Here is a 24,454-nt window from a genome sequence, read left to right as displayed (position 1 = left end):
AACCGAGCCTCCACTGAACCCGGGGCGGTTCAGATCGTGGTCTGTGATGGCGCGCCAGCCCCTCGATCCCGGTCCCTGCCCACTCGGCGCACCTTCGATCCCGGTCTGTGTGGCGCGCTTTTCGGTCGTCCAGGGGGATGTCAGCGCTGGCAGGGCATGCGGCCAGCTGTAGTGCCTCGGGACGTTGTTGACGCTACCGATGGGCGAGGCGCCGCCGAGCGCGGTGTGTGTGCGGTGGTCGTTGTAGGTATGCAGCCAGATCGGCAAGGCCGCGGCGCGATCGTCTACTGAGGCGAAGGGGGGCGTAGGCCCACTCCTCGAGCAGGGGCGGTTGAACCGCTCGGCCTTGCCGTTGGTCTGGGGCTGGTAGCGGCGGGTGAAAGTCGCGTCGGCGCCGATGTCGGCCAACGCGTCGCGCCATGCGGCAGAGCGGCGGTAGGCCATGGCGTTGTCGGTCATCACGCGCTCAATCTGGGCGATGCCGTGGGCGGCGAACCAGGCCGCGGCCCCTGCGCAGGAACCTCGCGCAGGTCTGAGCGCGGTCATCGGGGTGGCTCTCGGCGTAGGCCAGGCGGGTGTGGCCCACTCGGACGCGCCCTCGCGGGCTCGACGACGTTCCAGGCTGTCGCGGCCGTGAACCCGCCAACCGCCTCCGTCGCGCAGTCGGCCGATCTTCTTGACGTCGACATGGAGCAGCTCACCGGGCCGCGCTCGTTCGTAACGGCGCACCGGCTCACCGCTGGGCCTGTCCGGCCAGGCCAGCCGCGGCATCCCGTGGCGGACCAGCACTCGGTGGACGGTCGAGGCCGGCAGTCCGACGATCCCTGCGATCCTGGCCGGTCCCAGGCGCCGATCGCGTCGCAGGGCAACGATCGTCGCCTCGAGCACCGGGTCGGTGCGGCTCGGCGAGCGATGGGGACGACTCGATCGGTCCCGCATCCCGGCGCTGCCCTCGGCTCGGTGGCGGCGCACCCACTTGTAGGCCGTCGCCCGGGAGACACCCATCTCGGCCGTGACGTGCGCCGCAGGGCGGCCCGCCAGGACCCGTTCGACCAGCTGCAGACGTGACCACGGCGACGACCGCGGCATAGCGTTGACCACGAGGACCTCCGGTCTCGAAGCGATGGCGTCAGACACCACTCACTTCGCCCGGAGGTCCTCGCCTCTGTCAACAACGTCCATGGGCACTACAACCAGCCGGTCACTAGCGGCCGCGGGCCGACTGGTCGGAGACGGTGCGCGGCGTGTGTTTGTGCTGGTCAGAGGCGCGTGGCGACGAGGCGTGCTCGATGCTCGCCCGGCCCACAACCCCCGCGGCGACGTCGGCGAGCTGCCGCGGAAGAATCGGAGCAACGCCGGGATCGATGCGTCCCGGGTGAGCAGGCGAAGGGCCCCTGACCGCAAACCTGCTGGTCAGGGGCCCTTCCGGTGCTCCCGCGACTGGACTCGAACCAGTAACCGTCCGATTAACAGTCGGATGCTCTGCCAATTGAGCTACGCGGGATCGCGGGTCGAAATGCTACCCGATGCTCGGACGTGGTCCGGAACGGGCCGGCGCGGTGTCACCGAGGTCACACGCCGCCGCGCGGAGCGGCCTAGGAGAGCCCGCCCGCCTCGCGCACCTTGGCCTCGGCCTCGTCGACGGCGGCGGCCGTGGCGGGGTCCGAGAGGTCGACCCGGCCGTCGCCGAGCACCTGGGTCAGCAGGCCACCGTCGGCGTCGCGCCGCAGGGCGACACGGACCACCGAGCCACCCGGGACCGTCACGCGCGCCGTGTGGACGACCGACGACTGGACCCGCTCGTGCACGGCCCGCACGAGCGCCCGGGCGTGCTCCGCCTCGAGGTGCAGCACCGACGGCGCCGAGCCGTCGACCCACGTCACCGTGAGCTCGGCGGTCTCGGGGTCCAGACGCGCGGCGTCGACGTCGCTCCACGGCCGGCGCAGGCGCGCGTCGCGGACCACGTGCAGGTGCTGGGTGGTGGCCAGGACCCAGCCGTCCGTCAGCGGCGCGCTCGCGAGCACCTTCTCGCCGCGTCGCAGGTCGAGGCTGCGGCGGACGTCGTCGGGCAGGCGCGGTGCGCGTCGCAGGAGGGCCATGCCACCAACGTAACCGGCGCGGGCGGCCGCCGGGCGCGGCGGGCAGCGCCGCACGACGGCGGCCTCACGGCCCGGCGAGCCGCCTGACGTCGGCGAGCGTCGCGTCCGCGACGAGGTCGGGGGAGCGGACGGCGAGCGTCCCGGCCGCGGCACCAAGACGCAGGCAGTCGGCGAGGGGCAGCCCGTCGAGGCGCCCGCGCAGCATCCCGGCGACGAAGGCGTCGCCCGCACCGTTGGCGTCGACGACCGTCCCGGCCGGCACGGCCGGCACCTGGAGCCAGCCCTCGTCCCGGCCGAGCGCGACGGCGCCGCGCGCGCCGTCCGTGCACACGGCCCAGCGGGTGCCCGCGGCGACGCGCGAGCCGAGGAACGCGCGCGGATCCGGCAGCCGGTCCGCGGAGACGACGAGGACGTCGGCCGCCTCGACGAACGGGCGGTGGAAGTCTGCGACGCCGTCGTGGTCGTGGACGTCGCACCACACCTCCGCCCGGCCGTCGGTCAGCAGGGGGAGCGCCGCCCGCACGGGCGCCGCCAGGTCGGCGACGACCACGTCGGCCGTGCGGGCTGCGAGGAGCACGTCGTGCGGCGGCGGCCCTGGGTCCGGGGGAACGTCGAGGTAGATCGACAGGCGCCCGCCGTCGGGCCGCATGAGGTTGAGGTGCCGCTCGCTCGCGCCCGGACGACGTCGTGCGACGAGCGTGAGCTCCGGGTGCGCGAGCGCGCCGGTGATCCGCTCGGCGGCGAGGTCGTCGCCGAGCGAGGTCCACAGCGTCACCGGGACGCCGAGGCGTGCGAGGGTGAGCGCCTTGCCCGCCGACGTGCCGCCGAGCCCTTCGCGGTGCCCGCGGGCCATGACCATGTGCGGGTGCGGTTCGGGGAAGGCGTCGACGTCGACGAGGGTGTTCCACGAGGCGGGACCGGCGACCAGGACGTGCGGCACCCGCCGACCGTAGTCCCGTAGCCTTGCCGCGCGGGCCAGTAGCTCAGCCGGTCAGAGCAGCGGACTCATAATCCGTCGGTCGTGGGTTCAAGCCCCACCTGGCCCACTGCCTGCGGTACAGCGCGCCGGCTGACCCGGAGCCGACGGGCTCGGACGCCGGGCGCACCGCCTCAGGGCCGGAGGTCCGCGCGACCGAACCGCGCCCAGACGTGCTTGGTGGTGTCGGTCGCGTACCAGGCGACGTCGACCGCGAGTCGTCGGGCGATCTGGAGGCCCAACCCGCCCTCGCCCGGTGGACGGGCGCCTGCGAGATGAGGCGCCGTGCCGGGGTCGTGGTCCGCCACGTCCAGCAGGTACGTGTGGTCGGCGAACAACCGTACGACGGTCGGCGGGATCCCGTGCCTGAGGGCGTTGGTCGCCAGCTCGGACGCCACCAGGACCATGGTGGTGGCGATCGGATCGAGCTCGTCCGGCGGGTCGGCGTCGTCGAGCGACACGGCGCGTGACAACCCGGCCCGCAGTGTCGACAGCTCGTGGACGGAGTCCAGGACCCAGGTCTGCCGCAGGTCGAGGCCCGACGGCGGGCGCGAGCTGGCGAGGTCTTGATCGGTGCCGGTCAGGGCATCGTGCGGCGACAGGTCCTCCACGGTCGCTCCCCCCAGGCGAAAGCCGTGCTGAGCGCCACGCTACGTCCGCGACGCGCCGTGTGCGCGGGCGGCCCCACCAGGGCTACAGGACGATCTCCTCGTACGACGACAGCTCGAGGCGCGCCTCGCGCGGCGTGGTCCCGCGCGGGACGGGCAGCCGGTCCGCGGCGGGCAGCGGACCGAGGTCGAGGCCCGTCTCCTCGGCGATCGTCGTGATGGGCACCTGGAACGTGCGGTACGCACCCAGCTCCTCGTCGACGCCCCGGGCGGTGCCGACGCGCTCGCGCTCGAGGACCGCGTCGAGCAGCTCGGACTGGTCGAGCAGGTAGCCGGTCGCGCGCAGCTCGCCGTCGTGCGCCCACGCCGCGACCTTCCAGAACCGCCGGGGCAGCAGCACGTCCCGGTAGGGCGGGTCGTCGTCGAGCAGCACCGGGCCGGTCAGCACCGTGAGCAGTGCGTCCGTGCGGTCGGCGTGCTCGAGCACGTGGTCCTCGAGCCCCACCCAGAGCTCCTTCGACTGGTTGAACACCGCGACCTGGGGTGCGGCGTTCGGGTACCGGAACGTGTCGTCGTTCGCCGTCACGGCCGTGGCCATGTCGCCCCACACCGGGTCGAGGCGGCGGACGAGGTGGCCGCGGTCGAACTCGTTGTCCGTGTACAGGGCGGCACCCGCCTGGTCGCCCCGGCCGACGCGCCCGTCGAGACGCCAGCCGACGTCCTCCCGCTCCAGCGGGACCAGCCGGTCGCCGTCGATGTTGACCGCGGTCGCGGCCGCGAGTCGACGATCGGGCCGCAGGACGACGGAGAAGTGCGTGTACGTGAGCTCGACCGTCGCCGACCCGGCGCCGGCCGCGCCGGCGTGCGTCGGCAGCGGCACCGGCACGCCGAGGAAGGCCGGGTCGCACCCCAGAGGCTCCGCCTCCATGCCGTCCCCCGCCCACTCGGTCCGCCCTGCTGCTCCGAGCATGACCACCCCGCGCGGCTCGGGCAAGGCTCAGGGTGCGGTCAGGAGGGCGTGGTCCGCTCGCCGTCGACCGTCGGGAGGGTCAGCACCCAGCCGCTCGTCATCGTGCCGAGGACCACGGGCGCGTCGTACGTCCGGGGCGGCACCTCCGGGTCGTCGTCGTGCACCGTGACGACGAGCTCGCTCGGCTGCGGGTTGTGCAGGACGATCGCGAGCAGCTGGCCCAGCGCACCCCGCGCCCGGTGGCGTCGGCGCGCGCCACCGGTGAGGAGCTCCTCGACCACGCGTACGGTGTCCCGGCGTGGCACGTCGAGCTCGACGACGTCCTCGACGACGACGAGGTCCTCACCGTCGCGGTGCAGACGCACGACGACGGACGGGACACCCGGCAGCTCGACCGGCAGCCAGCCGCGCGCGGGGTCGAGCGGGTCGTCGTCCTCCCACGGGTCGGCCTCGGGCACGGGAGCGGGCGGGCGGCCGTTGCGCGTCCCGACGTCCCACAGCGCGCGGACGGCCTGCTCGGTGCGCGGGTCGAGGGGCACGGTCAGCCTCGCTCGGTGACCATCGCGGTGAGCAGGAACAGCGCCGAGCCGACGGCGAGCGCCGCGACCGCGAGCCGGAACGTGCGGCGCTCGTCGTCGCGCCGGTCGGCCTGGCCGAGCCGGAACGCCCGGACGAGCAGCGCTGCGCCGGTGAGGGTCAGGACGCCGCCGAGGGCGAGGAGCACGGGCTGCACCCGACCAGTCTGCCGTCCCGCGATCCTCCCCGCGCACGTCGCCGCCCGTGGCGCGCGGTCCGGCGCGCCGGCGCCGGTTCAGCGCGCCGGCGCGTGGCGCTCGAGGAAGGTCAGCACCTCCGTCTGGTCGACCCCGGGGAAGACCCCGGGCGGCAGCGCCGCGAGCGTGCTCGCGTGCGGTCGCGCCGCGGGCCACGCGCGGCCTGCCCACCGCTCCGCGAGGTCCTCCGGCGGACGTCGGCAGCACGACGGCTCGGGGCAGCCCGAGGTGGCGCGTTCGCGCGTCTCGCGCCCCTGGAACCACCGGACGTGGCTGAACGGCACGCCCACGCTCACGGAGAAGTCGCCGTCGGGCGTCGACTGCACGCGGGACGTGCACCAGAACGTGCCGGACGGGGTGTCCGTGTACTGGTAGTACGGGCTGAACCGGTCGGGGATCGCGAAGACGACCCGCGCCGTCCACCGGCGGCACACCGGCTGCCCCTCGATCGCCCCCAGCGCGTCGCTGGGGAACGCGACGCCGTCGTTCTCGTACGCCTTGTGCAGGGTCCCGCTCTCGTGGACCTTCATGAAGTGCACCGGGATGCCGAGGTGGCGCGTCGCGAGGTTGGTGAACCGGTGCGCGGCCGTCTCGTACGGCACGCCGAAGGCGTCACGCAGGTCCTCGACGGACAGCCGTCGAGCCTCCTTGGCCTCACGCAGCATCGCCACCGCGCCGTCCTGCGGCACCATGAGCGCCGCAGCCAGGTAGTTCGTCTCGACCCGCTGGCGCAGGAAGTCGCCGTAGTCGCGCGGCTCGCCGTGGCCGAGGACCTGCGTGGCGAGCGCCTGCAGCAGCGGTGACCGGGGGTCGGCCGCGTCGTGGGCGAGGTAGATGCGTCGGTGCTCGAGGTCGGTGACGGAGCGCGTCGAGTGCGGCAGGTCGTGCACGTGGTGCAGCGCGAAGCCCAGGTGGGCCGCGATCTCGGCGGTCCGCTGGGAGAGCGGACCGCCCGGGTGGCCGACGGCGGCGAGCAGGCGGCTCGCGTGGTCCTCGAGGTCCGGGAACCAGTTGTCCTGTGCGCGCATCGTCGCCCGGAGCTCGGCGTTCGCGCGCCGCGCCTCCTCGGGAGTCGCGGCCCGCTCGGTGAGCAGGCGCTGCAGCTCCTCCTGCAGCCGCACGAGCGCGGTCAGGGCGTCGGTCGGGAGCGAGCGCCCGACGGCGACCTCGGGGACGTCGAGGGAGGACAGCAGCGGTCCGCGCTGGGCGCGCACGAGCGCGATCTCGAGCGCCGCACGAGGTGACGGCGCCTCGTCGACGAGGAGCGCGCCGACCGGCACGCCGAGCGCCGCGGCGACCCGCTGCAGCACCGACACCTTCGCCTCGCGGTGCCCGTTCTCGAGCATCGAGATCTGCGACGGCGCGCGGCCGACCGCGGCGCCGAGGTCCTCGAGGGTCATCCCGCGTGCCGTCCGCAGGTGCCGGATGCGCCGGCCGACGACGAGCGCGTCGGCTGCCGGTGCGGGGGACGTCCTGGTCGTCGTCATGCCGCCACGCTCCCAGGGCGAGGCGTGGCGGCACCAGGTTCCGCGGAGCAGAAGAACGCCGGTTCTTCACGCACCGTGCAGGGTCAGGACGACGCGTCCTTCCCCCACGGTGATCTCACGGCCCGATCCGCGAGCCCGACGAGAGGAGCACCCATGAGCACCGTCATCACGTCCCGACCGCAGCCGTCCGGGCGGCCGTCCGAGCACAGCCCCGCCGGCACGACCCGAGGGCCGGCCGAGGAGCTCGAGCGCAGCTGGGCCCACGACCCGCGCTGGCAGGGCATCCGCCGGGACCACTCCGCCGCCGACGTCGTCGCGCTGCGCGGCACGGTCCTGGAGGAGCACACCCTCGCGCGGCGCGGCGCCGAACGGCTCTGGGACCTGCTGCACACCCGGGCGTGGGTGCCGGCGCTGGGCGCCCTCACGGGGAACCAGGCCGTCCAGCAGGTCCGCGCCGGCCTCGAGGCGATCTACCTGTCGGGATGGCAGGTCGCCGCGGACGCGAACCTCGCCGGGCAGACCTACCCCGACCAGAGCCTGTACCCGGCCAACTCGGTGCCGGCCGTCGTCCGTCGGATCAACAACGCGCTGCTGCGCCAGGACCGCATCGAGGTGGCCGAGACCGGGACGACGAGCCGCGACTGGCTCGCGCCCGTGGTCGCTGACGCCGAAGCGGGCTTCGGCGGCCCGCTCAACGCCTACGAGCTCATGACCGCGATGATCGCGGCCGGTGCGGCCGGCGTGCACTGGGAGGACCAGCTCGCGGCCGAGAAGAAGTGCGGCCACCTGGGCGGCAAGGTGCTGGTCCCGACGTCGCAGCACGTCCGGACCCTGCGCGCCGCCCGGCTCGCGGCCGACGTCGCGGGCGTCCCGACGCTGGTGATCGCCCGTACCGACGCGCTCGGTGCGGACCTGCTCACGTCCGACGTCGACCCGCGCGACGCGGAGTTCCTCACGGGCGAGCGCACGCCCGAGGGCTACGTCCGGGTGCGTCCCGGCCTCGACGCCGTCGTCGCGCGCTGCTCGGCGTACGCGGAGCACGCCGACCTGCTGTGGGTCGAGACGTCCGAGCCCGACCTCGGGCTCGCACGCGAGTTCGCGGAGCGCATCCACGAGCGCTTCCCCGGCAAGCTGCTCGCCTACAACTGCTCGCCGTCGTTCAACTGGCGTGCGCACCTCGACGACGCCACGATCGCGCGGTTCCAGCGCGAGCTCGCGTCCTACGGCTACCGGTTCCAGTTCATCACCCTCGCGGGGTTCCACGCGCTCAACCACTCGATGTTCACGCTGGCCCGTGGCTACGCCGAGCGCGGCATGAGCGCGTACGTCGAGCTGCAGGACGCCGAGATCGACGCCGAGGCGGACGGCTACACCGCGACCCGCCACCAGCGCGAGGTCGGCACGGGATGGTTCGACCGTGTCGCCACGACCATCGACCCCGCGAGCGCCACCACGGCCATGGCCGGGTCGACCGAGACCGCCCAGTTCACGTCCGACCGCTGAGCCGGCCCCACGGCTGAGCACGCCGACAGGAGATGACGATGACCACGACGACGCAGCCGACGACGACGCAGCCGACGACGACGCAGCCGACGACGACGCAGCCGATGCACACCCCGGGCCGGGCGCGGCTCGAGGTCAGGGGCCCGGCGGTCCCCGGGTCCTCCGAGGTGCTCACGCCCGAGGCCCTCGACTTCCTCACCACCCTCCACGCCGAGTTCCTCGGGCGTCGCCACGACCTGCTGCTCGAACGTCAGCGGCGCCGCGAGGCGATCGCCAACGGCGCGACGCCGGACTTCCTCGCCGAGACGGCCGACATCCGCGCGGACCCGACCTGGCGGGTCGCGGGCGCAGGACCCGGCCTCGAGGACCGGCGGGTCGAGATCACCGGGCCGACGGACCGCAGGATGGCGGTCAACGCCCTGAACTCGGGTGCACGGGTCTGGCTCGCCGACCTCGAGGACGCGACGTCGCCCACGTGGCAGAACGTGGTCGGCGGGCAGCACACGCTGCGCGACGCCGTCCGAGGGCGGCTGGACTTCACGTCGCCCGGGGGCAAGGAGTACCGCGTCCGCACCGACGGCGCGACGCCGACGATCGTCATGCGTCCCCGCGGCTGGCACCTCGCCGAGAAGCACCTGTGCTTCACGGACCGGACGGGTCAGCGGTTCCCCGCGTCGGCGAGCCTCGTGGACGCTGGGCTGTACGCGTTCCACAACGCCCGCGCCCTCGTCGACGCCGGACGCGGTCCCTACTTCTACCTGCCCAAGATCGAGAGCCACGGGGAGGCGCGGCTGTGGGACGACGTCTTCGTGCTCACCGAGGAGCTGCTCGGCCTGGACCCCGGGACCATCCGGGCGACCGTGCTGGTCGAGACCCTCACGGCGGCGTTCGAGATGGAGGAGATCCTGCACGCGCTGCGTGACCACTGCGCCGGCCTCAACGCGGGCCGCTGGGACTACGTCTTCAGCCTCATCAAGACGTTCCGCGACCGTGGCACGCGGTTCGTCCTGCCGGACCGCGCTGCCGTGACGATGGACGTCCCCTTCATGCGCGCGTACACGGAGCTGCTCGTCGCGACCTGCCACCGGCGCGGGGCGCACGCGATCGGCGGCATGTCGGCGTTCATCCCGAACCGGCGCGACGCCGCCGTCACCGCCCGTGCGCTCGCGCAGGTGCGTGCCGACAAGCAGCGCGAGGCCGACGCCGGCTTCGACGGGACGTGGGTCGCCCACCCTGACCTGGTCCCGGTCGCCCGGGAGGTGTTCGACGCGGCTCTGGGGGACCGGCCGCACCAGCTCCACCGTCTGCGCGAGGACGTGCGCGTCACGGCCGCCGAGCTGCTCGACGTCCGCTCGGCGGGCGGAGCGGTGACCGACGGGGGTGTGCGCTCGAACGTCTCGGTCGCGCTGCGCTACCTCGAGGCGTGGCTGCGCGGCACGGGCGCGGTCGCGCTCGACGACCTCATGGAGGACGCCGCGACCGCGGAGATCGCGCGGTCCCAGCTCTGGCAGTGGATCCACCACGGGACCCGGACGGCCGAGGGCACGGTGGTGACGAGGGGGCACGTGGTCGCCGTGCTCGAGGACGTCCTGGCGGGCGTCGCGCGCGCCCCGGGTGACCGGTTCGACGACGCGCGCGACGTGCTGCAGCAGGTCGCGCTCGGGGAGGACTTCCCGACGTTCCTCACGCTTGTCGCCTACCCGCAGCACCTCGTCGACCGACCGTGACGCCCGGCCGGTCGCCTGCTCAGGACACGAAGCGGTCGAAGTCGGCGGCACCGACCGTGAGCGTCGGGACGCCGCGCGCGGCGATCTGGTCCACGACCGCCTGGTCGCCGAGCGCCACGGCACGCCCGCCCGACCAGACGGCGAACCCTCGTCCGCCCAGGTGCGGTGGGCAGAACAGCAGCCACGTCGACGTCGACGCCGCCGCCATGCGCAGGAAGTCGGCGTCGGTGACCTGGACGCGCTCGTCGGCCGGCACCTTCTTGTTCCACGACTCGACGCTGGCGGCGTCGGCGATGCCGATGAGCCGTCCGCCCGCGAGGAGCGCCACCCCGAAGCTCGGGGCCTGGATCACGTGGACCATGTCGTCCTCCTCCTCGTCGACCACCGCCGCGGCGAGCGCCACGGGGGAGGGCGTCGCGACGCCCGCTGCCACCTTCGACCAGTGCCATGCCTCGCCGACGGACTCGCCCTCGGCGTTCGACCAGCCGTGATCGGCGGCGACGGCCGCGCACTGGTCGAAGCGGGTCGTCCGGTACGCGAGGTCGGCGATGTCCACCGTCGTGGCGAGCCCGTGGTTCGACTCTCCCGGCACCGCCGCCGCGGCGCCGCGGAACCGCCAGTACGCCACGCCGTCCCAGACGCGACGGTCCTCGACCACCCGGCCGCGCACCGTGACTGTCGCGGGCGTCGTGCGGTAGCGGTCGAGGAAGAGCGTGCGCTGACGCTCGAACGTGCGGTACGCGTCCGCGGCGGACGTGAGGGTCGGCCGCCAGCCGAACCGACGCTGGACGTCGTCGCGCAGGGCGGACCACGAGGCCTCCACGTCCGCCCGGAGGAACGCGCCGGGGAAGGTCCGCACGCGCGCGAGCGACGCGAGGTCGAGCCGACCGTTCAGCGCCCGCGCGCCGCGCGAGCCGGGGAGCGCTCGCTCGTCGTCGTCGAGCTCCTCGACCACGTCGTCGGGCTCGTCCTGCCGACCCTCGATCCACGCGCCGTCGTCCCGGCGGCGATCGCGCCGGCGACGCGCCTCGTCCGGCCGCTCGCCGGGCCGCTCGTCGGCGTGCTCGGCCGGCTGCGGGTCGTCCGCGGCAGCCTGCAGGCTGTCCCGTCCCCCGCGCAGGTCGCCGCCTCGCGCGTCCGCCGGTTCGGGTGGGCGCACGGCGCACCTCCCGTCGGGGCCGCGTCCAACGCCTCACCCGACGCCTGGCTCACACGGCCGTCCCATCGAGCATGGACCGTGCAGGCTCGACCCGGCAAGAGCCCGACGGGACCGTCGTCGAGCGCAGCGGCCACGACCGCCGACGGCCCCCGGCCGACGACGCTCAGTACGAGCCGGTGCCGCTCGTCGTCGGACCGGTGCCCGGAGTCCCCGTCCCGCCGTTGGACCCCGGCGTCGACGTGGTGGTCGAGGTGCCCGACAGGTCCTCGGTGCTCGTCTCGTAGGTGCTGCCGACCTCCTCGTCGGTGCCCGACCGACCGGTGACCGACTTCACGGCGCCACCCACCTTGTCCTTGAGGTCCGGCGCCTTCTCCTTGACGAAGGTGCTCGCCTCCGTGACCGTGCTCTGGACGCGCGGGTCCTGCCACACCGTCTGGGCGCCCGAGCGGAGCTTCTCGAACTGCTCGCGGCCGGCCCGGGTGCCGAGCACGTAGCCGACGGCTCCGCCGATGAGGAATGCTGCCTTGGTCCGCATGGTGACGGTCCCTTCGTCCGGTGGTGCCCCCGCGAGCGTGTCGCCCGCGTCGAGACTAGGCGCCGCGAGTGGTGATCGCGCGTGGAGGCCCTCCCGTGGTGCGTCGCCCGCGCGAGCGGTGGCGGAGCGAGCGAGGAGGACGGACAGTCTCGGTATGGGACGACTCCTGAAGTACCTTCCGATGATCATCGCCGGCGTCAAGTGGTTCCGGAACCGTCGCCAGCAGCGTGCGGTCCGGGGTGGCGCGGCGCGCTGACGGCTGCGCTCGCGGACGCGGCCGGACAGGGCGTGCCCGCCGGGCGGCCGGGCACGCCCGGGCCGCGTGCCGTGGCAGGATCGAGCCATGGCGATGAGAGACATCCGCGTCGTGCCCGACCCGGTGCTGCGCACACCCTGCGAGCCGATCACCGAGATCGACGCGCGGGTGCGCTCGCTGGTCGAGGACCTGCTCGAGACGGTCGACCACGAGGGGCGCGCCGGCCTGGCCGCGAACCAGATCGGCGTCAGCCTCCGGGCGTTCTCCTGGAACATCGACGACGAGCTCGGCTACGTGCTCAACCCCCGCATCGTCGAGCTCTCCGAGGACGAGTACCAGGACGGCGACGAGGGCTGCCTGTCCGTGCCCGGCCTCTGGTACCCGACGAACCGCGCCTGGTACGCGCGCGTCGTCGGGCAGGACCTGGACGGCAAGGAGGTCGTCGTCGAGGGGACCGAGCTCATGGCGCGCTGCCTCCAGCACGAGGTCGACCACCTCGACGGCATGCTCTACCTCGACCGCCTGGAGCGGTCGGTGCGCAAGAAGGCCATGCGGGCCATGCGCGAGCAGCTCGCCTGAGCCGCCGCCGCGCCGCCGCCCTGGTGGCGCAGCAGGCCGATGATCAGGCATGCTGGACCCAGCACGCCGCGTGACCATGAAGCCTCCCGGCACGGGATGAGGTCGTTGGGGAAGACGACCCTCGACCCGTCAGGAGGTGTGACATGGCTGGTGCCATCGCCCGCGGTGTACTTTTCGTGCACTCGGCACCCCGTGCCCTGTGCCCCCACATCGAGTGGGCTGCCGGCGGTGTGCTGGGCAGCCGACTCGCCATGGACTGGACCGACCAACCGGCCGCGCCGGGCATGTTCCGGGCCGAGGTCTCGTGGCAGGGTGCCCAGGGCACCGGCGCGCGCCTCACGTCCGCCCTGCGCGGCTGGGCGCACCTGCGCTACGAGGTGACCGAGGAGGCCAGCCACGGCGCCGACGGCGCGCGCTGGAGCCACACCCCCGAGCTCGGTATCTTCCACGCGGCGACCGACGTGCACGGCAACACGATGGTGCCCGAGGACCGGATCCGGGCCGCCCTCGAGCACGCCGGCGACGCCGACCGGATGCGCCGTGAGCTCGACCTCGCGCTCGGCCAGGCCTGGGACGACGAGCTCGAGCCCTTCCGCTACGCCGGCGCGGGCGCGCCGGTCCGCTGGCTCCACCGGGTCGGCTGAGCGTTCTTCGGCTTTCGTCCGCGGTCGGCTGGGCCCGCGGCTCCGCGGGGTGCGGCGCGCCGACTCCATCCGGCCCTGACGGGCCTCCCGCCAGACCCACCACGTCGGCGCGCCGCACCCCGCTGCGCCGCTCGGAGGTGACGTGACCACGAGCGATGGGGCGGTGGGCGGTGCGCCGCTTTCAGGGAACGTCACCACGAGCGGTGGAGCGGTGGGCGGTGCGCCATCCTAGCCCGGGCCTGGCGGAGGCCCGCCAGGGCCTGGGTGGGATGGCGCACCGCCCACCGCGGAACCGCGGACGCACCACGCTCACCGCGGACGCGGACGCGGACGCGGACGCAGGACGTGTCAGGCGGTGGTGACCACCAGGGCGACGTTGTGGCCGCCGAAGCCGAAGCTGTTGTTGATGGCGGCGATCTGGCCGTCGGGGAGGGTGCGCGGCTCGCCGCGGACGAGGTCGAGCACGAGGTCCGGGTCGGGCTGGTCGACGTTGATGGTCGGCGGGGCCTTGCGGTCGTGGAGCGCGAGGACGGTGAAGATCGTCTCGAGCGCGCCGGCGCCGCCCAGGAGGTGGCCGGTCATCGACTTGGTCGCCGAGAGGGCCACGCGGTCGGCCGCGTCGCCGAGGACGGTGCGGACGCTGCGCGCCTCGATGAGGTCGCCGACGACGGTCGAGGTGGCGTGGGCGTTGACGTGCACGACGTCGGCTGCGGCGATGTCGGCCTGCGCGAGGGCCGCGTTCATCGCCGTGACCTGACCGCGGCCGTCGGGGTTCGGAGAGGTGATGTGGTAGCCGTCCGCGCTGAGGCCCACGCCGGAGATGCGCGCGTAGACACGGGCGCCGCGAGCCGCCGCGTGCTCGGCGCTCTCGAGGACGACGATGCCGGCGCCCTCGCCGAGCACGAACCCGTCGCGCTGCGTGTCGTAGGGCCGCGACGCGGCCGCGGGGTCGTCGTTGCGCGTCGACAGCGTGCGGGACGCCGCGAAGGCCGCGAGCGGCATGGGGTGGATCGCGGCCTCGGTGCCGCCCGCGACGACGACGTCGGCCCGGCCCGAGCGGATCATCTCGGCCGCGTAGCCGATCGCCTCGGCGCCCGAGGCGCACGCCGACACCAGCGCGTGCGCACCGGCTCGTGCGCCGAGCTCGAGCTCGACGTACGCGGCGGGGGAGTTGGGCATGAGCATCGGGACCGTCATGGGCAGCACCCGCCGGGCCTTCTTCTCGCGCAGGGTGTCCCACGCGTCGAGGGTCGTCCAGATGCCGCCGATGCCCGAGGAGACGACGACGCCGAGCCGCTCGGGTGCGAGCTCGGGTGCGCCGGCGTCGGCCCAGGCCTCGCGCGCCGCGATCATCGCGTACTGCGCGGACGGGTCCATCCGCTTCATCTCGGGGCGCGTGAGCGCCTCCTCGGGGCGGACCTTGAGCTGCGCCGCGAAGGAGACCGGGATCTCGTACGTCTCGGCCCAGTCGTTCTCGAGCGTGCGCGCTCCGGACTCGCCCGCGAGGGCTGCCCGCCAGGTGCTGGGCACGTCGCCACCGAGGGGCGTCGTCGCGCCGAGACCGGTGATGACGACGTCGGGTGTGGTGCTCACGGTTCCTCCTTGACGGGCGGTGCGGTGCGTGGGGGCCGTGCCGCGCGGCCGTGCGTCGGGCTGGGTCAGCCCTGGGCGCCGTTGATGTAGGCGACGGCGTCACCCACGGTGGTGAGGTTCTTGACCTCGTCGTCCGGGATGCGCACGGAGAAGCGCTCCTCGGCGAGGGTCACGATCGTCATCATCGACAGCGAGTCGATGTCCAGGTCGTCGGTGAAGGACTTCTCGGACGAGACGGAGTCCGTGGGCAGCCCGGTCTCCTCGCTGACGATCTCTGCCAGGCCGGCCAGGATCTCCTGCTCGCTGTACGCCATCGTGTGTCTCCTTGTGTGGTGGCGGTCGGTGCCCGGTCGGGCGACTGACGACTGTGCCGGGCGCAGGCGCGTCCGGCGATGGTGGAGGTCGTGCTCAGGGGAGCACGACCACCTGGGCGGCGTAGACGAGTCCGGCGCCGAAGCCGATCTGCAGCGCGAGCGCGCCGCTGCTCACCTGACCCTCGCGGAGCAGGCGCTCGGTCGCGAGGGGGATGGAGGCGGCGGACGTGTTGCCGGTGTCGGCGATGTCGCGGCCCACCACGACGTGCTCGGGCAGCTTCAGCTGCTTGATCATCTGGTCGATGATCCGCATGTTCGCCTGGTGCGGGATGAAGGCCTCGATGTCCTGCGGACCGACACCCGCGGCCGCCATGGCCTTCTCGGCCACCGGCGCCATCTGCCACACGGCCCACTTGAAGACGCTCGCGCCCTCCTGCCGGAGGGTCGGCCACGGTCCGTTGGTCTCGTGGGCCTCCTTCCACGAGCTCGTCTGGCGGATGAGCTGGGCCTGGCCGCCGTCCGAGCCCCACACCGTCGGCCCGATGCCGGGCGTGTCGGACGGGCCGACGACGACCGCTCCGGCGCCGTCACCGAGGAGGAACGAGATCGAGCGGTCGGTCGGGTCGATGAAGTCGCTCATCTTCTCGGCGCCGACGACGAGCACGTGCCGGGCGTTGCCCGACCGCACGAGTGCATCCGCCTGGGCGATGCCGTAGCAGTACCCCGCGCACGCGGCAGAGATGTCGTAGGCGGCCGCGGGCGTCGCGCCGATCCGGTCCGCGATGATCGCAGCGCCCGCCGGCGTCTGGTGGAAGTAGGTGACGGTCGACAGGAGCACGGCGTCGATGTCCGCGCCCGTGAGCCCGGCGTCCTCGACGGCGGCGCGCGCGGCGCCCTCGGCGAGGTCGAGCACGTCCTGGTCCTGACGCGCGCGACGGCGGGTCACGATGCCGGTGCGCTGACGGATCCACTCGTCGGAGGAGTCGATCGGGCCCGCGACGTCGTCGTTCGTCACGACCTGCTCGCCGCGCACGGCGCCGAGGCCGAGGATGCGGGAGTGCGCGGGGCCGACGGCCTGGGTCAGGGTCGGTCGGGTCACGCCTGGGTCTCCTCGGTGGCTTCGACGGTCTCGGTGCCGCCCGTGACGGTACCGGCGTGGCGGAGGACGAGGTCGCGTGCCGCGTCGAGGTCGGCCGGCGTCTTGACGGCGACCGTCTCCACCCCCGGCAGGCTACGCCGGGCGAGGCCGGTGAGGACACCGGCGGGGGCCAGCTCGACCAGGCCCGTGACGCCCATCGCGAGCATCGTCTGCTGGCACAGGTCCCAGCGGACGGGCGCGACCACCTGCGCGGCGAGGCGCTCGAGCACGTCGGCGGCGCGTCCGTGCGGGGCGCCGTCGGCCGCCGGGTAGACGGCGCCGTCGGCGTCGGAGAGCAGGGGGAGCGTCGGGTCCTGCGCGGGCCAGCCCACGGCGGCCGGCCGGAAGACGTCGACGGCCGGCTGCATGTACGGGGTGTGGAAGGCGCCCGCGACCTGGAGCGGGATGACGCGGGCGCGTGCCGGCGGCCCCGCCGCGAGCCGCGCGAGGCCCTCGAGGGACCCGGCCGCGACCACCTGTCCGCCGCCGTTGACGTTGGCGGCGTGCACGCCCGCGCGCTCGATCGCCGCGAGCACCTCCTCGGGGTCGCCGCCGACGACGGCGCTCATGCCCGTGGGCTCGAGCGCGGCGGCGTCCGCCATCGCCCGGGCCCGCACGGCGACCAGGCCGGCCGCGCCGGCGTCGTCGAGGACGCCCGCGACGGCGGCGGCCGCGAGCTCGCCCACCGAGTGACCGGCGGTGACGTCCGGGCGGACGTCGACGGCGTCCGTGAGCGCGCGGTAGGCGAGCAGCGAGGCGGCGACGATGAGCGGCTGCGCCACCGACGTGTCGCGGATGGTCTCCGCGTCCGACGTCGTGCCGTGCGTCCGCAGGTCGGTGCCTGCCGCCTCGGCGAGGGCGTCGAGGCGCTCGGGCGTCCCGGGCAGCTCGAGCCAGGGGCTGAGGAAGCCGGGCGTCTGGGAGCCCTGGCCCGGGCACACGATGGCTAGCACCCGACCACTGTGCCGGTCGGGACCCCGTCTCCCCGGCCACGACGCCCACCAACCTCCCGGCGGGCGGTTGTGCGGAACCTACAAGCGGCGGTCGCGACGGGTGGTGCTACGGCGTGGTCGCGGGCGTGAGCCGACCCAGCGCGAGCGCGGTCTGCAGGACGTACGCCTCACGCGCGTCGAGGGGGTCCCAGCCGGTGACCTCGGCGACCTTCCGCAGGCGGTACCGCACGGTGTTCGGGTGCACGTAGAGGACGCGCGCCGCAGCCTCGAGCGAGCGGCCGTGCTCGACGTGCGCGGCGAGGGTCTCGAGCAGCGACCCGCCCGCGGCGACGAGCGGTCGGTAGGCCTGCTCGACGAGCGTCCGGCGAGCCACCTGGTCGCCCACGAGCACGCGCTCGGGCAGGAGGTCGTCGGCGAGCACGGGTCGCGGCGCCGTGGGCCACGCCGGGGCGGCGGCGAGCCCGGCGAGCGCTGCGGACGCCGAGCGGCCCGCCTCGTCGAGGCTCGGGACGGCGGGGCCGATGACCACCGGGCCGGGGCCGAAGCGGGGGAGCAGTGACGTCGCGGCCGCACGCAGGTCGCCCTCGCCGCCCAGCACGACGACGAGCCGGTCGCGCTGGATCCCGACGAGCGCGTCGTCGGCCGAGCGGCGCGTCGCGCGGCGCAGCTCCGAGATGCGGACGTCGTCGAGCGGGTCGACGGTCGTGCCGACGAGCACGAGGGTGGTCCCGTGCCCGGTCCAGCCCAGGGCCGCGACGCGCGAGCGCAGCGCGTCGTCCTGGTCGCCGCGGACGAGCGCGTCGACGACGAGTGCCTCGAGCCGCGCGTCCCACGCCCCGCGGACCTCGGCGGCGCGCGCGTAGACCTCGGCCGCCGAGAACGCGACCTCGCGCGAGTAGCGGAGCACCGCCTCGCGCAGGTCGCGCTCGGCACCGGGGGCCGCGAGCCGGTCGCTGTGCTCCTCGACCACCTCCACGACGAGCCGGACGAGCTGGAGGGTGTGCTGCAGGGAGATGGACCGCGTCAGCTCGGGCGGCGCGGCCGCGAAGATCTCGCTCGCGCCGTGCGGGGGCGTGCTCGGGTCCGAGAACCAGGTGATGAAGCTCGAGATGCCGGCCTGGGCGACGAGGCCGACCCAGGACCGGTCCTCCGCGGGCAGCGCCCGGTACCACGCGAGGTTCTCGTCGAGCTTGCGCATCGCGGCCGCGGTGAGCAGACCGGTCCCGTCGTGCAGCCGGCGGAGCGTGTGCGCCTGGTCGCGCTGCACCGGGGGGACCATGGGCCGAGCATAGGGCTCGGCAGGGCCTCCGACGGCCGACGACGCGACGCCCTGTTGTAGGGAGCCGACAAGGGCTGTGCGACACGGGCCGAGCGCAGGTCTGCGGCCGGCACGATCCCCGACGGCCGTCGAGGGCCGTTCCTGTCCCGCTTTCCCGGGCCGGGCCGAGCCGTGACGGCTATGGTCTTTTCATGGCCTTCCTCCCACGACTCCGACGTCTCATGCGTCGACCGGTGTCAGCGTCGAGGGTCGGTGTGCGCCGTCCGACGTCGACGACGCGCCGGGACACCATCCACGAGGACGCGGTCCGCGCGATGCTCTCCGAGGACCCGAACGACGCGCGCGCGTTCCAGGCGCTCGCCGAGATCGTCCGTCGCCGGGCGGCCGAGGTCGGGCCGGACGACGACCCGCTGACGGCTCCGCAGGACGACGTCGAGCGGCAGAAGGCGGCTGACCTGGCGGTCTGGGCGCTCGCGGAGGAGCTGGCCGGCCATCCCCGTGCGTGGCACCCGCTCATCGAGCTCGCACGCCTCTCGCTGCACGAGGACCACGAGGGTGCGATCCGCAGGCTCAACACCGCGGCAGAGCGGGACCCCTCGGGCGTCGCGCTCGTCGAGTGCCTCGCGGTGCTGCGCGAGGCGGGGCAGCCGGTGGAGGCGCTCAACCTCGGCGTCGGCCACTGGCGGGTCAAGGAGCACACGCCCGAGGTCGCGCGTCAGCTCGTGCTCGCGGCGATCGAGGCCGACCGTCCCCTGGACGCGAACCAGCACCTCGCCGCGCTCGACCTGCACCCGGACAAGGCCGCCGTCGCGCGCCTGCGTCCGGACCTGGACCGGATCGTCGCCCAGTCCCAGCAGCAGACGCCCGGCACCTGACCCCGAGGTCCTCCAGCCCGTGCGGGAGGGGAGCGGTCAGGGCCACGTCCGGGCGGCAGCCTCGAACTCCGCCGGGTCGCTGTGGAGCGGGATGACGCAGACGAGGTGACCGCCGGGGACGCGCAGCGTCCGGCACTCGAGCCACTGCCGCACCTCCACCGCGCCGAGAGCGACGAGGCGCGCGGTCTCCGCGGCGACGTCGTCGGTCTCGATGTCGAGGTGGTAGCGCGGCGCGTCGTCCACGCCCTGCACCGCCGTGACGAGACCGGGGACGGCGTGGGGCAGCGAGGTGAACTGCTCCTCGTCCGGGACGGTCCGCGGCTCCACGCCCAGGGCTGCGCCCCAGAACGCGTCCGCGGCGTCCCGCTCGGCGTGCGGGACGTCGATGAGCAGGGTCGAGACGCGACTCCGGTGCACCGGGCCTCCTCGGTCGTGGGACGGATGCGGGTCGTGCTCGGTGGAGGACGGCGACGGCCCCGGCCTCGGGTCGAGGACGGGGCCGCCGCGCGGGTCAGGAGGTAGGCGTCAGGAGTCGCCGCCCGCGACGCCGGACGTCCCCGCCCGCACGTCGTGGATCTGGTACCGCTCGATGGCCTGCGCCGGCGCTTCGGCCGGGACCTCGCCACGACGTGCCAGGAGCTGGAGCACCTTCACGACCGTCGACGGGCCGTCGATCTTGAAGTGGCGACGAGCCGCCTGGCGCGTGTCGGAGAAGCCGAAGCCGTCGGCGCCGAGCGTCGCGTACTCGCCCGGGACCCACTGGCGGATCTGGTCGGGGACCAGGTGGTCGTAGTCGCTCGTCGCGACGAACGGGCCCTCGGCCCCCTGCAGCTTCTGCGTGAGGTACGCCGTGCGCGGCTCCTCGGTCGGGTGCAGGAAGTTGTGCTGGTCGGCGGCCAGGCCGTCGCGCCGCAGCTCGTTCCAGCTCGTCACGGACCACACGTCGGCCCGCACGCCCCAGTCCTCCGCCAGGATCTCCTGCGCCTCGAGCGCCCACGGCACTCCGACGCCGGACGCGAGGATCTGGGCCCGCGGGCCCTCGCCCTCAGCCACGGACACGCGGTGGATGCCGCGCAGGATGCCCTCGACGTCGACGCCCTCCGGCTCGGCCGGCTGGATCATCGGCTCGTTGTAGACCGTGAGGTAGTACATGACGTTCGGGTCGCGCGGGTCGCCCTCGCCGTACATCCGCTGGAGGCCGTCGCGCACGATGTGCCGGATCTCGTAGCCGTACGCCGGGTCGTAGTGCACGACGGCGGTGTTCGTGGCGGCGAGGATCGGCGAGTGGCCGTCCGCGTGCTGCAGGCCCTCGCCCGTGAGCGTCGTGCGCCCCGCGGTCGCGCCGATGATGAAGCCACGCGTCATCTGGTCGCCCGCGGCCCAGAACTGGTCGCCCGTCCGCTGGAACCCGAACATCGAGTAGAAGATGTAGAACGGGACGAGCGCCTCGCCCTGCGTCGCGTAGGACGTGCCGACCGACTGGAACGCCGCCGCCGAGCCGGCCTCGTTGATGCCGGTGTGCAGGATCTGGCCCTGCTCGGACTCCTTGTACGAGAGCATGAGCTCGCGGTCGACGGCGAGGTAGTTCTGGCCCAGCGTGTTGAAGATCTTCGCGCTCGGGAAGATCGAGTCCAGGCCGAACGTGCGGGCCTCGTCGGGGATGATCGGCACGATCCGGTGGCCGAACTCCTTGTCCTTCACGAGGTCCTTGAGCAGGCGGACGAACGCCATGGTGCTCGCGACGTGCTGGTTGCCCGAGCCCTTCGCGAGGACCTCGTACGTCTTCTCCGGCGGCAGGGTCACGGGGGTGAACCGGCTGCGGCGCTCCGGCACGAACCCGCCGAGCTGACGGCGACGGTCGAGCATGTACTGGATCTCGGGCGCGTCCTCGCCCGGGTGGTAGTACGGCGCGGCGTACGGGTCCTCGATCTGCTCGTCCGTCACGGGGATCCGCAGCGAGTCGCGCAGCGTCTTGAGGTCGTCGACCTTGAGCTTCTTCATCTGGTGCGTCGAGTTGCGGCCCGCGAAGTTGGTGCCGAGCCCGTAGCCCTTGATGGTGTGCGCCAGGATCACCGTCGGCTGGCCCGTGTGGGCCGTCGCGGCGGCGTAGGCCGCATAGATCTTGCGGTAGTCGTGACCGCCGCGCTTGAGCGCCCAGATCTCGTCGTCGGTCATGTTCTGCACGAGCGCCTTGGTCCGCGGGTCGCGACCGAAGAAGTGCTCGCGGATGAAGGCGCCGCTCTCGGCCCGGTACGTCTGGTAGTCACCGTCGGGCGTCGCGTTCATGAGGTTGACCAGCGCGCGGTCCTTGTCCGCGTTGAGCAGCGCGTCCCACTCGCGGCCCCAGATCACCTTGATGACGTTCCAGCCCGCACCGCGGAAGAACGCCTCGAGCTCCTGGATGATCTTGCCGTTGCCGCGCACCGGGCCGTCGAGGCGCTGGAGGTTGCAGTTCACGACGAACGTGAGGTTGTCGAGGTTCTGCTGGGCGGCGAGCTGCAGCATGCCGCGGCTCTCCGGCTCGTCCATCTCGCCGTCGCCGAGGAACGCCCAGACGTTCTGCTGGCTGGTGTCCTTGATGCCGCGGTTGTGCGTGTACTTGTTGACCCACGCCTGGTAGATCGCCGACGCCGGGCCGAGCCCCATCGAGACGGTCGGGAACTCCCAGAAGTCCGGCATCAGCCGCGGGTGCGGGTAGGACGACAGCCCGCCGCCCGGCACCGAGACCTCCTGGCGGAACGCGTCGAGCTGCTCCGCGCTGAGCCGGCCCTCGAGGAACGCGCGCGCGTACACGCCCGGTGCCGCGTGGCCCTGGAAGTAGACCTGGTCGCCGCCGCCCGGGTGGTCCTTGCCGCGGAAGAAGTGGTTCAACCCGACCTCGTAGAGCGTCGCGACCGACGCGTACGAGGAGATGTGGCCGCCGACGCTGACCTCGGGCCGCTGCGCCCGGGTGACCATGACCGCGGCGTTCCACCGCAGGTACGAGCGGTAGCGCCGCTCCACGACCTCGTCGCCCGGGAAGTAGGGCTCCTCGTGGACGCCGATGGTGTTGACGTACGGCGTCGTGATCGTGGTCGGCACCGCGACGTTGCGCTCGCGCGCCCGCTTGAGCAGGTTGAGCAGCACGTACCGCGCCCGCGGCCCGCCGCGCTCGTCGACGAGCCCGTCGAAGGACTCGACCCACTCACCGGTCTCCTGGGGATCGATGTCGGGGACCTGGCTGAGGAGCCCGTTGATGAGCGGACCCGTCGTCTCGCGTGCAGCCACCTGCAACCTCACCTCTCGTCTGCACCGTCGCAGGGCCCGGTCGGGCGGCTGTGGGTCGGTGCTCGGGTCGGCCCGGGGACGAGGCCTGGTCGGCGACGACCCCGGTCGTCCGGCCATTCTCGGACCTCCGGAGGGTGAAAGTCACACCGAGGTGGGCAGGCCTGGACGTGATGTCCGCGACACGGGGCCGGATCCGTCGCCCTCCGAGCGCGTGTGGCGCTTGCCACGCCTGGGGTGGATGCTGTGGGCTACCGTGCAACGCCGCACCTGCGCGGCACGTGCAGGTCAGGACGGACGAGAGGAACGGCACACCAGTGGGAGCGACCGCGGAACCCGTGGGCAGCCGAGGGGGTGCGGGGGCCGACCGGCTCGGCTTCTCCTCCGGGCAGGTGATCCAGGAGTTCGGGTACGGCGACGACGTCGACGACGACCTGCGGTCCGGGATCGAGGAGATCATCGGCAGCGAGCTGGTGGACGAGGACTTCGACGACGTCACCGACGGCGTGATCCTGTGGTGGCGCGACGACGACGGCGACCTCACGGACGCGCTCGTCGACGTGCGCGCCGTGCTCGACGAGGGCGGTCTGATCTGGGTCTTCACCCGGAAGGCGGGCCGCAGCGGGCACGTCGGTCACAACGAGATCGAGGAGGCCGCCACGACGGCCGGCCTGCACGCGACGAGCACGCTCGCGATCGCGGCGGACTGGTCGGCGACCCGGCTGGGCACGCGGAGCCGGGGCAGGTGACCTCGCCCGAGGCCGGCGTGCGCGGAGCCGCGGTGCCGGAGATCGGCCGTCCGGCGCCCGACCTCGAGCTGCCCGACGCGCACGGGACCCCCGTGTCGCTCGCGGGCCTGCGCGGCACGCCCGTGGCGCTCGTCTTCTTCCCGTTCGCCTTCTCCGGCCTGTGCACCGGCGAGCTGTGCGAGCTGCGCGACAACATCGAGGACTTCGAGGCCGCCGGGGTGCGCCTCCTCGGCATCTCGTGCGACCCCGTCTTCACGCTCCGGGCCTGGGGCGAGCAGGAAGGGTTCGGGTTCGACCTGCTCTCCGACTTCTGGCCGCACGGCACGGCCGCCCGGGCCTACGGCGTGTTCGACGAGGGGCAGGGCATCGCGAGCCGGGGCAGCTTCCTCGTGGACGCCGACGGCATCGTGCGCTGGTCGGTCGTCAACCCGCGCGGCCAGGCCCGGTCCCTCGGCGACTACCGCGCGGCGCTCGCGTCGCTCTGACGGCCCTCCGCCGGCGACGGCGGCGCCGCTAGGCTGTGCCGGCGTCGTCGACCGGCGGCGACGTCATGGGCCTGTAGCTCAGTTGGTCAGAGCGCCGCGCTTACACCGCGGAGGTCGTCGGTTCGAGACCGGCCGGGCCCACCCCTCGCGCCCCGTCGACGGCCCGCACGCCGCTGCTACCGTCGGCCGGTGCGCGTCACCTCCCTCGCCGTCTACCCGGTGAAGTCGCTCGGTGGCGCAGCGCTCGACGCGGCCGACGTCGAGCCGTGGGGCCTCGCGCACGACCGGCGCTGGATGGTCGTCGACGGCACGGGCGCGAAGCTCTCCGCGATCGCCGTGCCCGACCTGCTGACCCTCACGGCGACGCCCCGGGCCGACGGCGGCCTGCGCCTGGCCCGAGCGGGCGCTCCGACCCTCGACGTCGCCCCGCCGGTCGCCGGGACGCGCGTCGAGGTCGCGCTGTCCCGCGTGGGCACGGCGCTCCTGGC

25 protein-coding genes and 3 tRNA genes are annotated in these 24,454 nt (G+C 73.8%); 10 read left to right on the top strand and 18 right to left on the bottom strand.

What is annotated here, in order from left to right; genetic code table 11:
- The 4 genes from ICW40_RS00805 to ICW40_RS00790 all read right to left on the bottom strand — a co-directional run.
- A partial coding sequence (locus ICW40_RS00805) for an IS481 family transposase (protein ID WP_308121538.1) occupies nucleotides 1–1,137 on the bottom strand: 1,137 nt, incomplete at its 3' end.
- Between the two features lie 294 nt (nucleotides 1,138–1,431).
- Nucleotides 1,432–1,504 (bottom strand) — tRNA-Asn (locus ICW40_RS00800).
- Between the two features lie 91 nt (nucleotides 1,505–1,595).
- The gene (locus ICW40_RS00795) at nucleotides 1,596–2,099 is read right to left on the bottom strand and encodes a hypothetical protein (RefSeq protein WP_221651892.1); all 504 of its coding nucleotides are present in this window, start codon (nucleotides 2,097–2,099) and stop codon (nucleotides 1,596–1,598) included.
- Between the two features lie 64 nt (nucleotides 2,100–2,163).
- Nucleotides 2,164–3,039, bottom strand: a complete 876-nt coding sequence (locus ICW40_RS00790; RefSeq protein ID WP_221651891.1) for a carbohydrate kinase family protein — start codon at nucleotides 3,037–3,039, stop codon at nucleotides 2,164–2,166.
- Nucleotides 3,040–3,071: 32 nt separating this feature from the next.
- Here ICW40_RS00790 and ICW40_RS00785 point away from each other — a divergent pair.
- Nucleotides 3,072–3,145, top strand: a tRNA-Ile gene (locus ICW40_RS00785).
- Between the two features lie 64 nt (nucleotides 3,146–3,209).
- On the opposite strand, the gene ICW40_RS00780 is transcribed toward ICW40_RS00785, so the two are convergent.
- The 5 genes from ICW40_RS00780 to ICW40_RS00760 all read right to left on the bottom strand — a co-directional run bounded on the left by ICW40_RS00780 (nucleotide 3,210) and on the right by ICW40_RS00760 (nucleotide 6,913).
- Entirely contained in the window at nucleotides 3,210–3,686 is a 477-nt protein-coding gene (locus tag ICW40_RS00780) for an ATP-binding protein (protein ID WP_221651890.1), read from the bottom strand.
- Nucleotides 3,687–3,768: 82 nt separating this feature from the next.
- Nucleotides 3,769–4,653: a DNA/RNA non-specific endonuclease gene (locus ICW40_RS00775; protein WP_260458596.1), complete on the bottom strand. Its 885-nt coding sequence runs from the start codon at nucleotides 4,651–4,653 to the stop codon at nucleotides 3,769–3,771.
- A 38-nt stretch (nucleotides 4,654–4,691) separates the two neighbouring features.
- On the bottom strand, nucleotides 4,692–5,192 hold the full coding sequence (locus ICW40_RS00770; RefSeq protein WP_221651889.1) for a hypothetical protein: 501 nt from the start codon (nucleotides 5,190–5,192) through the stop codon (nucleotides 4,692–4,694).
- Between the two features lie 2 nt (nucleotides 5,193–5,194).
- The gene (locus ICW40_RS00765; protein ID WP_221651888.1) at nucleotides 5,195–5,386 is read right to left on the bottom strand and encodes a hypothetical protein; all 192 of its coding nucleotides are present in this window, start codon (nucleotides 5,384–5,386) and stop codon (nucleotides 5,195–5,197) included.
- Between the two features lie 78 nt (nucleotides 5,387–5,464).
- On the bottom strand, nucleotides 5,465–6,913 hold the full coding sequence (locus tag ICW40_RS00760; RefSeq protein WP_221651887.1) for a helix-turn-helix transcriptional regulator: 1,449 nt from the start codon (nucleotides 6,911–6,913) through the stop codon (nucleotides 5,465–5,467).
- 153 nt (nucleotides 6,914–7,066) lie between these two features.
- On the opposite strand from ICW40_RS00760, the gene aceA reads away from it, so the two are divergent.
- Together aceA and aceB are read left to right on the top strand one after the other, a co-directional pair.
- On the top strand, nucleotides 7,067–8,416 hold the full coding sequence (aceA, locus tag ICW40_RS00755; protein ID WP_221651886.1) for an isocitrate lyase: 1,350 nt from the start codon (nucleotides 7,067–7,069) through the stop codon (nucleotides 8,414–8,416).
- Nucleotides 8,417–8,454: 38 nt separating this feature from the next.
- Entirely contained in the window at nucleotides 8,455–10,143 is a 1,689-nt protein-coding gene (aceB, locus tag ICW40_RS00750) for a malate synthase A (protein ID WP_374199114.1), read from the top strand.
- Between the two features lie 19 nt (nucleotides 10,144–10,162).
- On the opposite strand, the gene ICW40_RS00745 is transcribed toward aceB, so the two are convergent.
- The gene (locus tag ICW40_RS00745; protein WP_221651885.1) at nucleotides 10,163–11,302 is read right to left on the bottom strand and encodes a D-alanyl-D-alanine carboxypeptidase family protein; all 1,140 of its coding nucleotides are present in this window, start codon (nucleotides 11,300–11,302) and stop codon (nucleotides 10,163–10,165) included.
- Nucleotides 11,303–11,465: 163 nt separating this feature from the next.
- Nucleotides 11,466–11,837 carry a YtxH domain-containing protein gene (locus ICW40_RS00740; protein WP_221651884.1) on the bottom strand — a complete coding sequence of 124 codons (372 nt, stop codon included), beginning with the start codon at nucleotides 11,835–11,837 and terminating at the stop codon, nucleotides 11,466–11,468.
- A 343-nt stretch (nucleotides 11,838–12,180) separates the two neighbouring features.
- Here ICW40_RS00740 and def point away from each other — a divergent pair, with 343 nt between their 5' ends.
- Both def and ICW40_RS00730 read left to right on the top strand, forming a co-directional pair.
- Nucleotides 12,181–12,672 carry a peptide deformylase gene (def, locus tag ICW40_RS00735; protein ID WP_221651883.1) on the top strand — a complete coding sequence of 164 codons (492 nt, stop codon included), beginning with the start codon at nucleotides 12,181–12,183 and terminating at the stop codon, nucleotides 12,670–12,672.
- 143 nt (nucleotides 12,673–12,815) lie between these two features.
- The gene (locus ICW40_RS00730; protein ID WP_221651882.1) at nucleotides 12,816–13,316 is read left to right on the top strand and encodes a DUF3145 domain-containing protein; all 501 of its coding nucleotides are present in this window, start codon (nucleotides 12,816–12,818) and stop codon (nucleotides 13,314–13,316) included.
- 348 nt (nucleotides 13,317–13,664) lie between these two features.
- On the opposite strand, the gene fabF is transcribed toward ICW40_RS00730, so the two are convergent.
- The 5 genes from fabF to ICW40_RS00705 all read right to left on the bottom strand — a co-directional run bounded on the left by fabF (nucleotide 13,665) and on the right by ICW40_RS00705 (nucleotide 18,593).
- Nucleotides 13,665–14,909, bottom strand: a complete 1,245-nt coding sequence (gene fabF, locus ICW40_RS00725; RefSeq protein WP_221651881.1) for a beta-ketoacyl-ACP synthase II — start codon at nucleotides 14,907–14,909, stop codon at nucleotides 13,665–13,667.
- A gap of 65 nt (nucleotides 14,910–14,974) precedes the next feature.
- Complete coding sequence (locus tag ICW40_RS00720) at nucleotides 14,975–15,223, bottom strand: acyl carrier protein (protein WP_221651880.1); 249 nt, start codon at nucleotides 15,221–15,223, stop codon at nucleotides 14,975–14,977.
- A gap of 94 nt (nucleotides 15,224–15,317) precedes the next feature.
- Nucleotides 15,318–16,322 (bottom strand): beta-ketoacyl-ACP synthase III, encoded by a 1,005-nt coding sequence (locus tag ICW40_RS00715; protein WP_221651879.1) that lies wholly within the window; start codon nucleotides 16,320–16,322, stop codon nucleotides 15,318–15,320.
- Nucleotides 16,319–17,314, bottom strand: coding sequence for an ACP S-malonyltransferase (locus ICW40_RS00710; protein ID WP_221651878.1), 996 nt, complete (start codon nucleotides 17,312–17,314; stop codon nucleotides 16,319–16,321). Before ICW40_RS00710 ends, ICW40_RS00715 begins: the two co-directional genes overlap by 4 nt.
- 106 nt (nucleotides 17,315–17,420) lie before the next feature.
- Nucleotides 17,421–18,593: a PucR family transcriptional regulator gene (locus ICW40_RS00705; RefSeq protein WP_221651877.1), complete on the bottom strand. Its 1,173-nt coding sequence runs from the start codon at nucleotides 18,591–18,593 to the stop codon at nucleotides 17,421–17,423.
- Between the two features lie 191 nt (nucleotides 18,594–18,784).
- Here ICW40_RS00705 and ICW40_RS00700 point away from each other — a divergent pair, with 191 nt between their 5' ends.
- Nucleotides 18,785–19,468, top strand: coding sequence for a tetratricopeptide repeat protein (locus ICW40_RS00700; RefSeq protein ID WP_221651876.1), 684 nt, complete (start codon nucleotides 18,785–18,787; stop codon nucleotides 19,466–19,468).
- 36 nt (nucleotides 19,469–19,504) lie between these two features.
- Here the strand turns inward: ICW40_RS00700 and ICW40_RS00695 are convergent, their stop codons facing one another.
- Nucleotides 19,505–19,885 carry a VOC family protein gene (locus ICW40_RS00695; RefSeq protein ID WP_221651875.1) on the bottom strand — a complete coding sequence of 127 codons (381 nt, stop codon included), beginning with the start codon at nucleotides 19,883–19,885 and terminating at the stop codon, nucleotides 19,505–19,507.
- A gap of 108 nt (nucleotides 19,886–19,993) precedes the next feature.
- Nucleotides 19,994–22,735 carry a pyruvate dehydrogenase (acetyl-transferring), homodimeric type gene (aceE, locus tag ICW40_RS00690; RefSeq protein WP_221651874.1) on the bottom strand — a complete coding sequence of 914 codons (2,742 nt, stop codon included), beginning with the start codon at nucleotides 22,733–22,735 and terminating at the stop codon, nucleotides 19,994–19,996.
- Between the two features lie 335 nt (nucleotides 22,736–23,070).
- Here aceE and ICW40_RS00685 point away from each other — a divergent pair, with 335 nt between their 5' ends.
- From ICW40_RS00685 to ICW40_RS00670, 4 genes are all read left to right on the top strand, one after another.
- Complete coding sequence (locus ICW40_RS00685) at nucleotides 23,071–23,481, top strand: DUF3052 domain-containing protein (RefSeq protein WP_308121536.1); 411 nt, start codon at nucleotides 23,071–23,073, stop codon at nucleotides 23,479–23,481.
- Entirely contained in the window at nucleotides 23,478–23,966 is a 489-nt protein-coding gene (locus tag ICW40_RS00680; RefSeq protein ID WP_308121534.1) for a peroxiredoxin, read from the top strand. The genes ICW40_RS00685 and ICW40_RS00680 overlap by 4 nt, the downstream gene beginning before the upstream one ends.
- 67 nt (nucleotides 23,967–24,033) lie before the next feature.
- A tRNA-Val gene (locus tag ICW40_RS00675) sits at nucleotides 24,034–24,107 on the top strand.
- 48 nt (nucleotides 24,108–24,155) lie between these two features.
- Nucleotides 24,156–24,454, top strand: a 299-nt coding sequence (locus ICW40_RS00670; protein ID WP_221651872.1) for an MOSC N-terminal beta barrel domain-containing protein, incomplete at its 3' end; no start/stop codon positions are given.

It is taken from the genome of Actinotalea ferrariae (assembly GCF_019733465.1).
In the GTDB taxonomy this organism is placed as follows: Bacteria; Actinomycetota; Actinomycetes; order Actinomycetales; family Cellulomonadaceae; genus Actinotalea; species Actinotalea ferrariae_A.
The sequence above is the reverse complement of the archived record's forward strand: the minus strand, read 5'-3'. Positions and strand labels throughout refer to the sequence as shown.

Coding starts and splice junctions, on each gene's coding strand:
- ICW40_RS00795 (WP_221651892.1), bottom strand. CDS start 2,099: ATGGCCCTCCTGCGACGCGCACCGCGCCTGCCCGACGACGTCCGCCGC.
- ICW40_RS00775 (WP_260458596.1), bottom strand. CDS start 4,653: ATGCTCGGAGCAGCAGGGCGGACCGAGTGGGCGGGGGACGGCATGGAG.
- ICW40_RS00760 (WP_221651887.1), bottom strand. CDS start 6,913: ATGACGACGACCAGGACGTCCCCCGCACCGGCAGCCGACGCGCTCGTC.
- aceA (WP_221651886.1), top strand. CDS start 7,067: ATGAGCACCGTCATCACGTCCCGACCGCAGCCGTCCGGGCGGCCGTCC.
- aceB (WP_374199114.1), top strand. CDS start 8,455: ATGACCACGACGACGCAGCCGACGACGACGCAGCCGACGACGACGCAG.
- ICW40_RS00740 (WP_221651884.1), bottom strand. CDS start 11,837: ATGCGGACCAAGGCAGCATTCCTCATCGGCGGAGCCGTCGGCTACGTG.
- def (WP_221651883.1), top strand. CDS start 12,181: ATGGCGATGAGAGACATCCGCGTCGTGCCCGACCCGGTGCTGCGCACA.
- ICW40_RS00730 (WP_221651882.1), top strand. CDS start 12,816: ATGGCTGGTGCCATCGCCCGCGGTGTACTTTTCGTGCACTCGGCACCC.
- ICW40_RS00720 (WP_221651880.1), bottom strand. CDS start 15,223: ATGGCGTACAGCGAGCAGGAGATCCTGGCCGGCCTGGCAGAGATCGTC.
- ICW40_RS00705 (WP_221651877.1), bottom strand. CDS start 18,593: ATGGTCCCCCCGGTGCAGCGCGACCAGGCGCACACGCTCCGCCGGCTG.
- ICW40_RS00700 (WP_221651876.1), top strand. CDS start 18,785: ATGGCCTTCCTCCCACGACTCCGACGTCTCATGCGTCGACCGGTGTCA.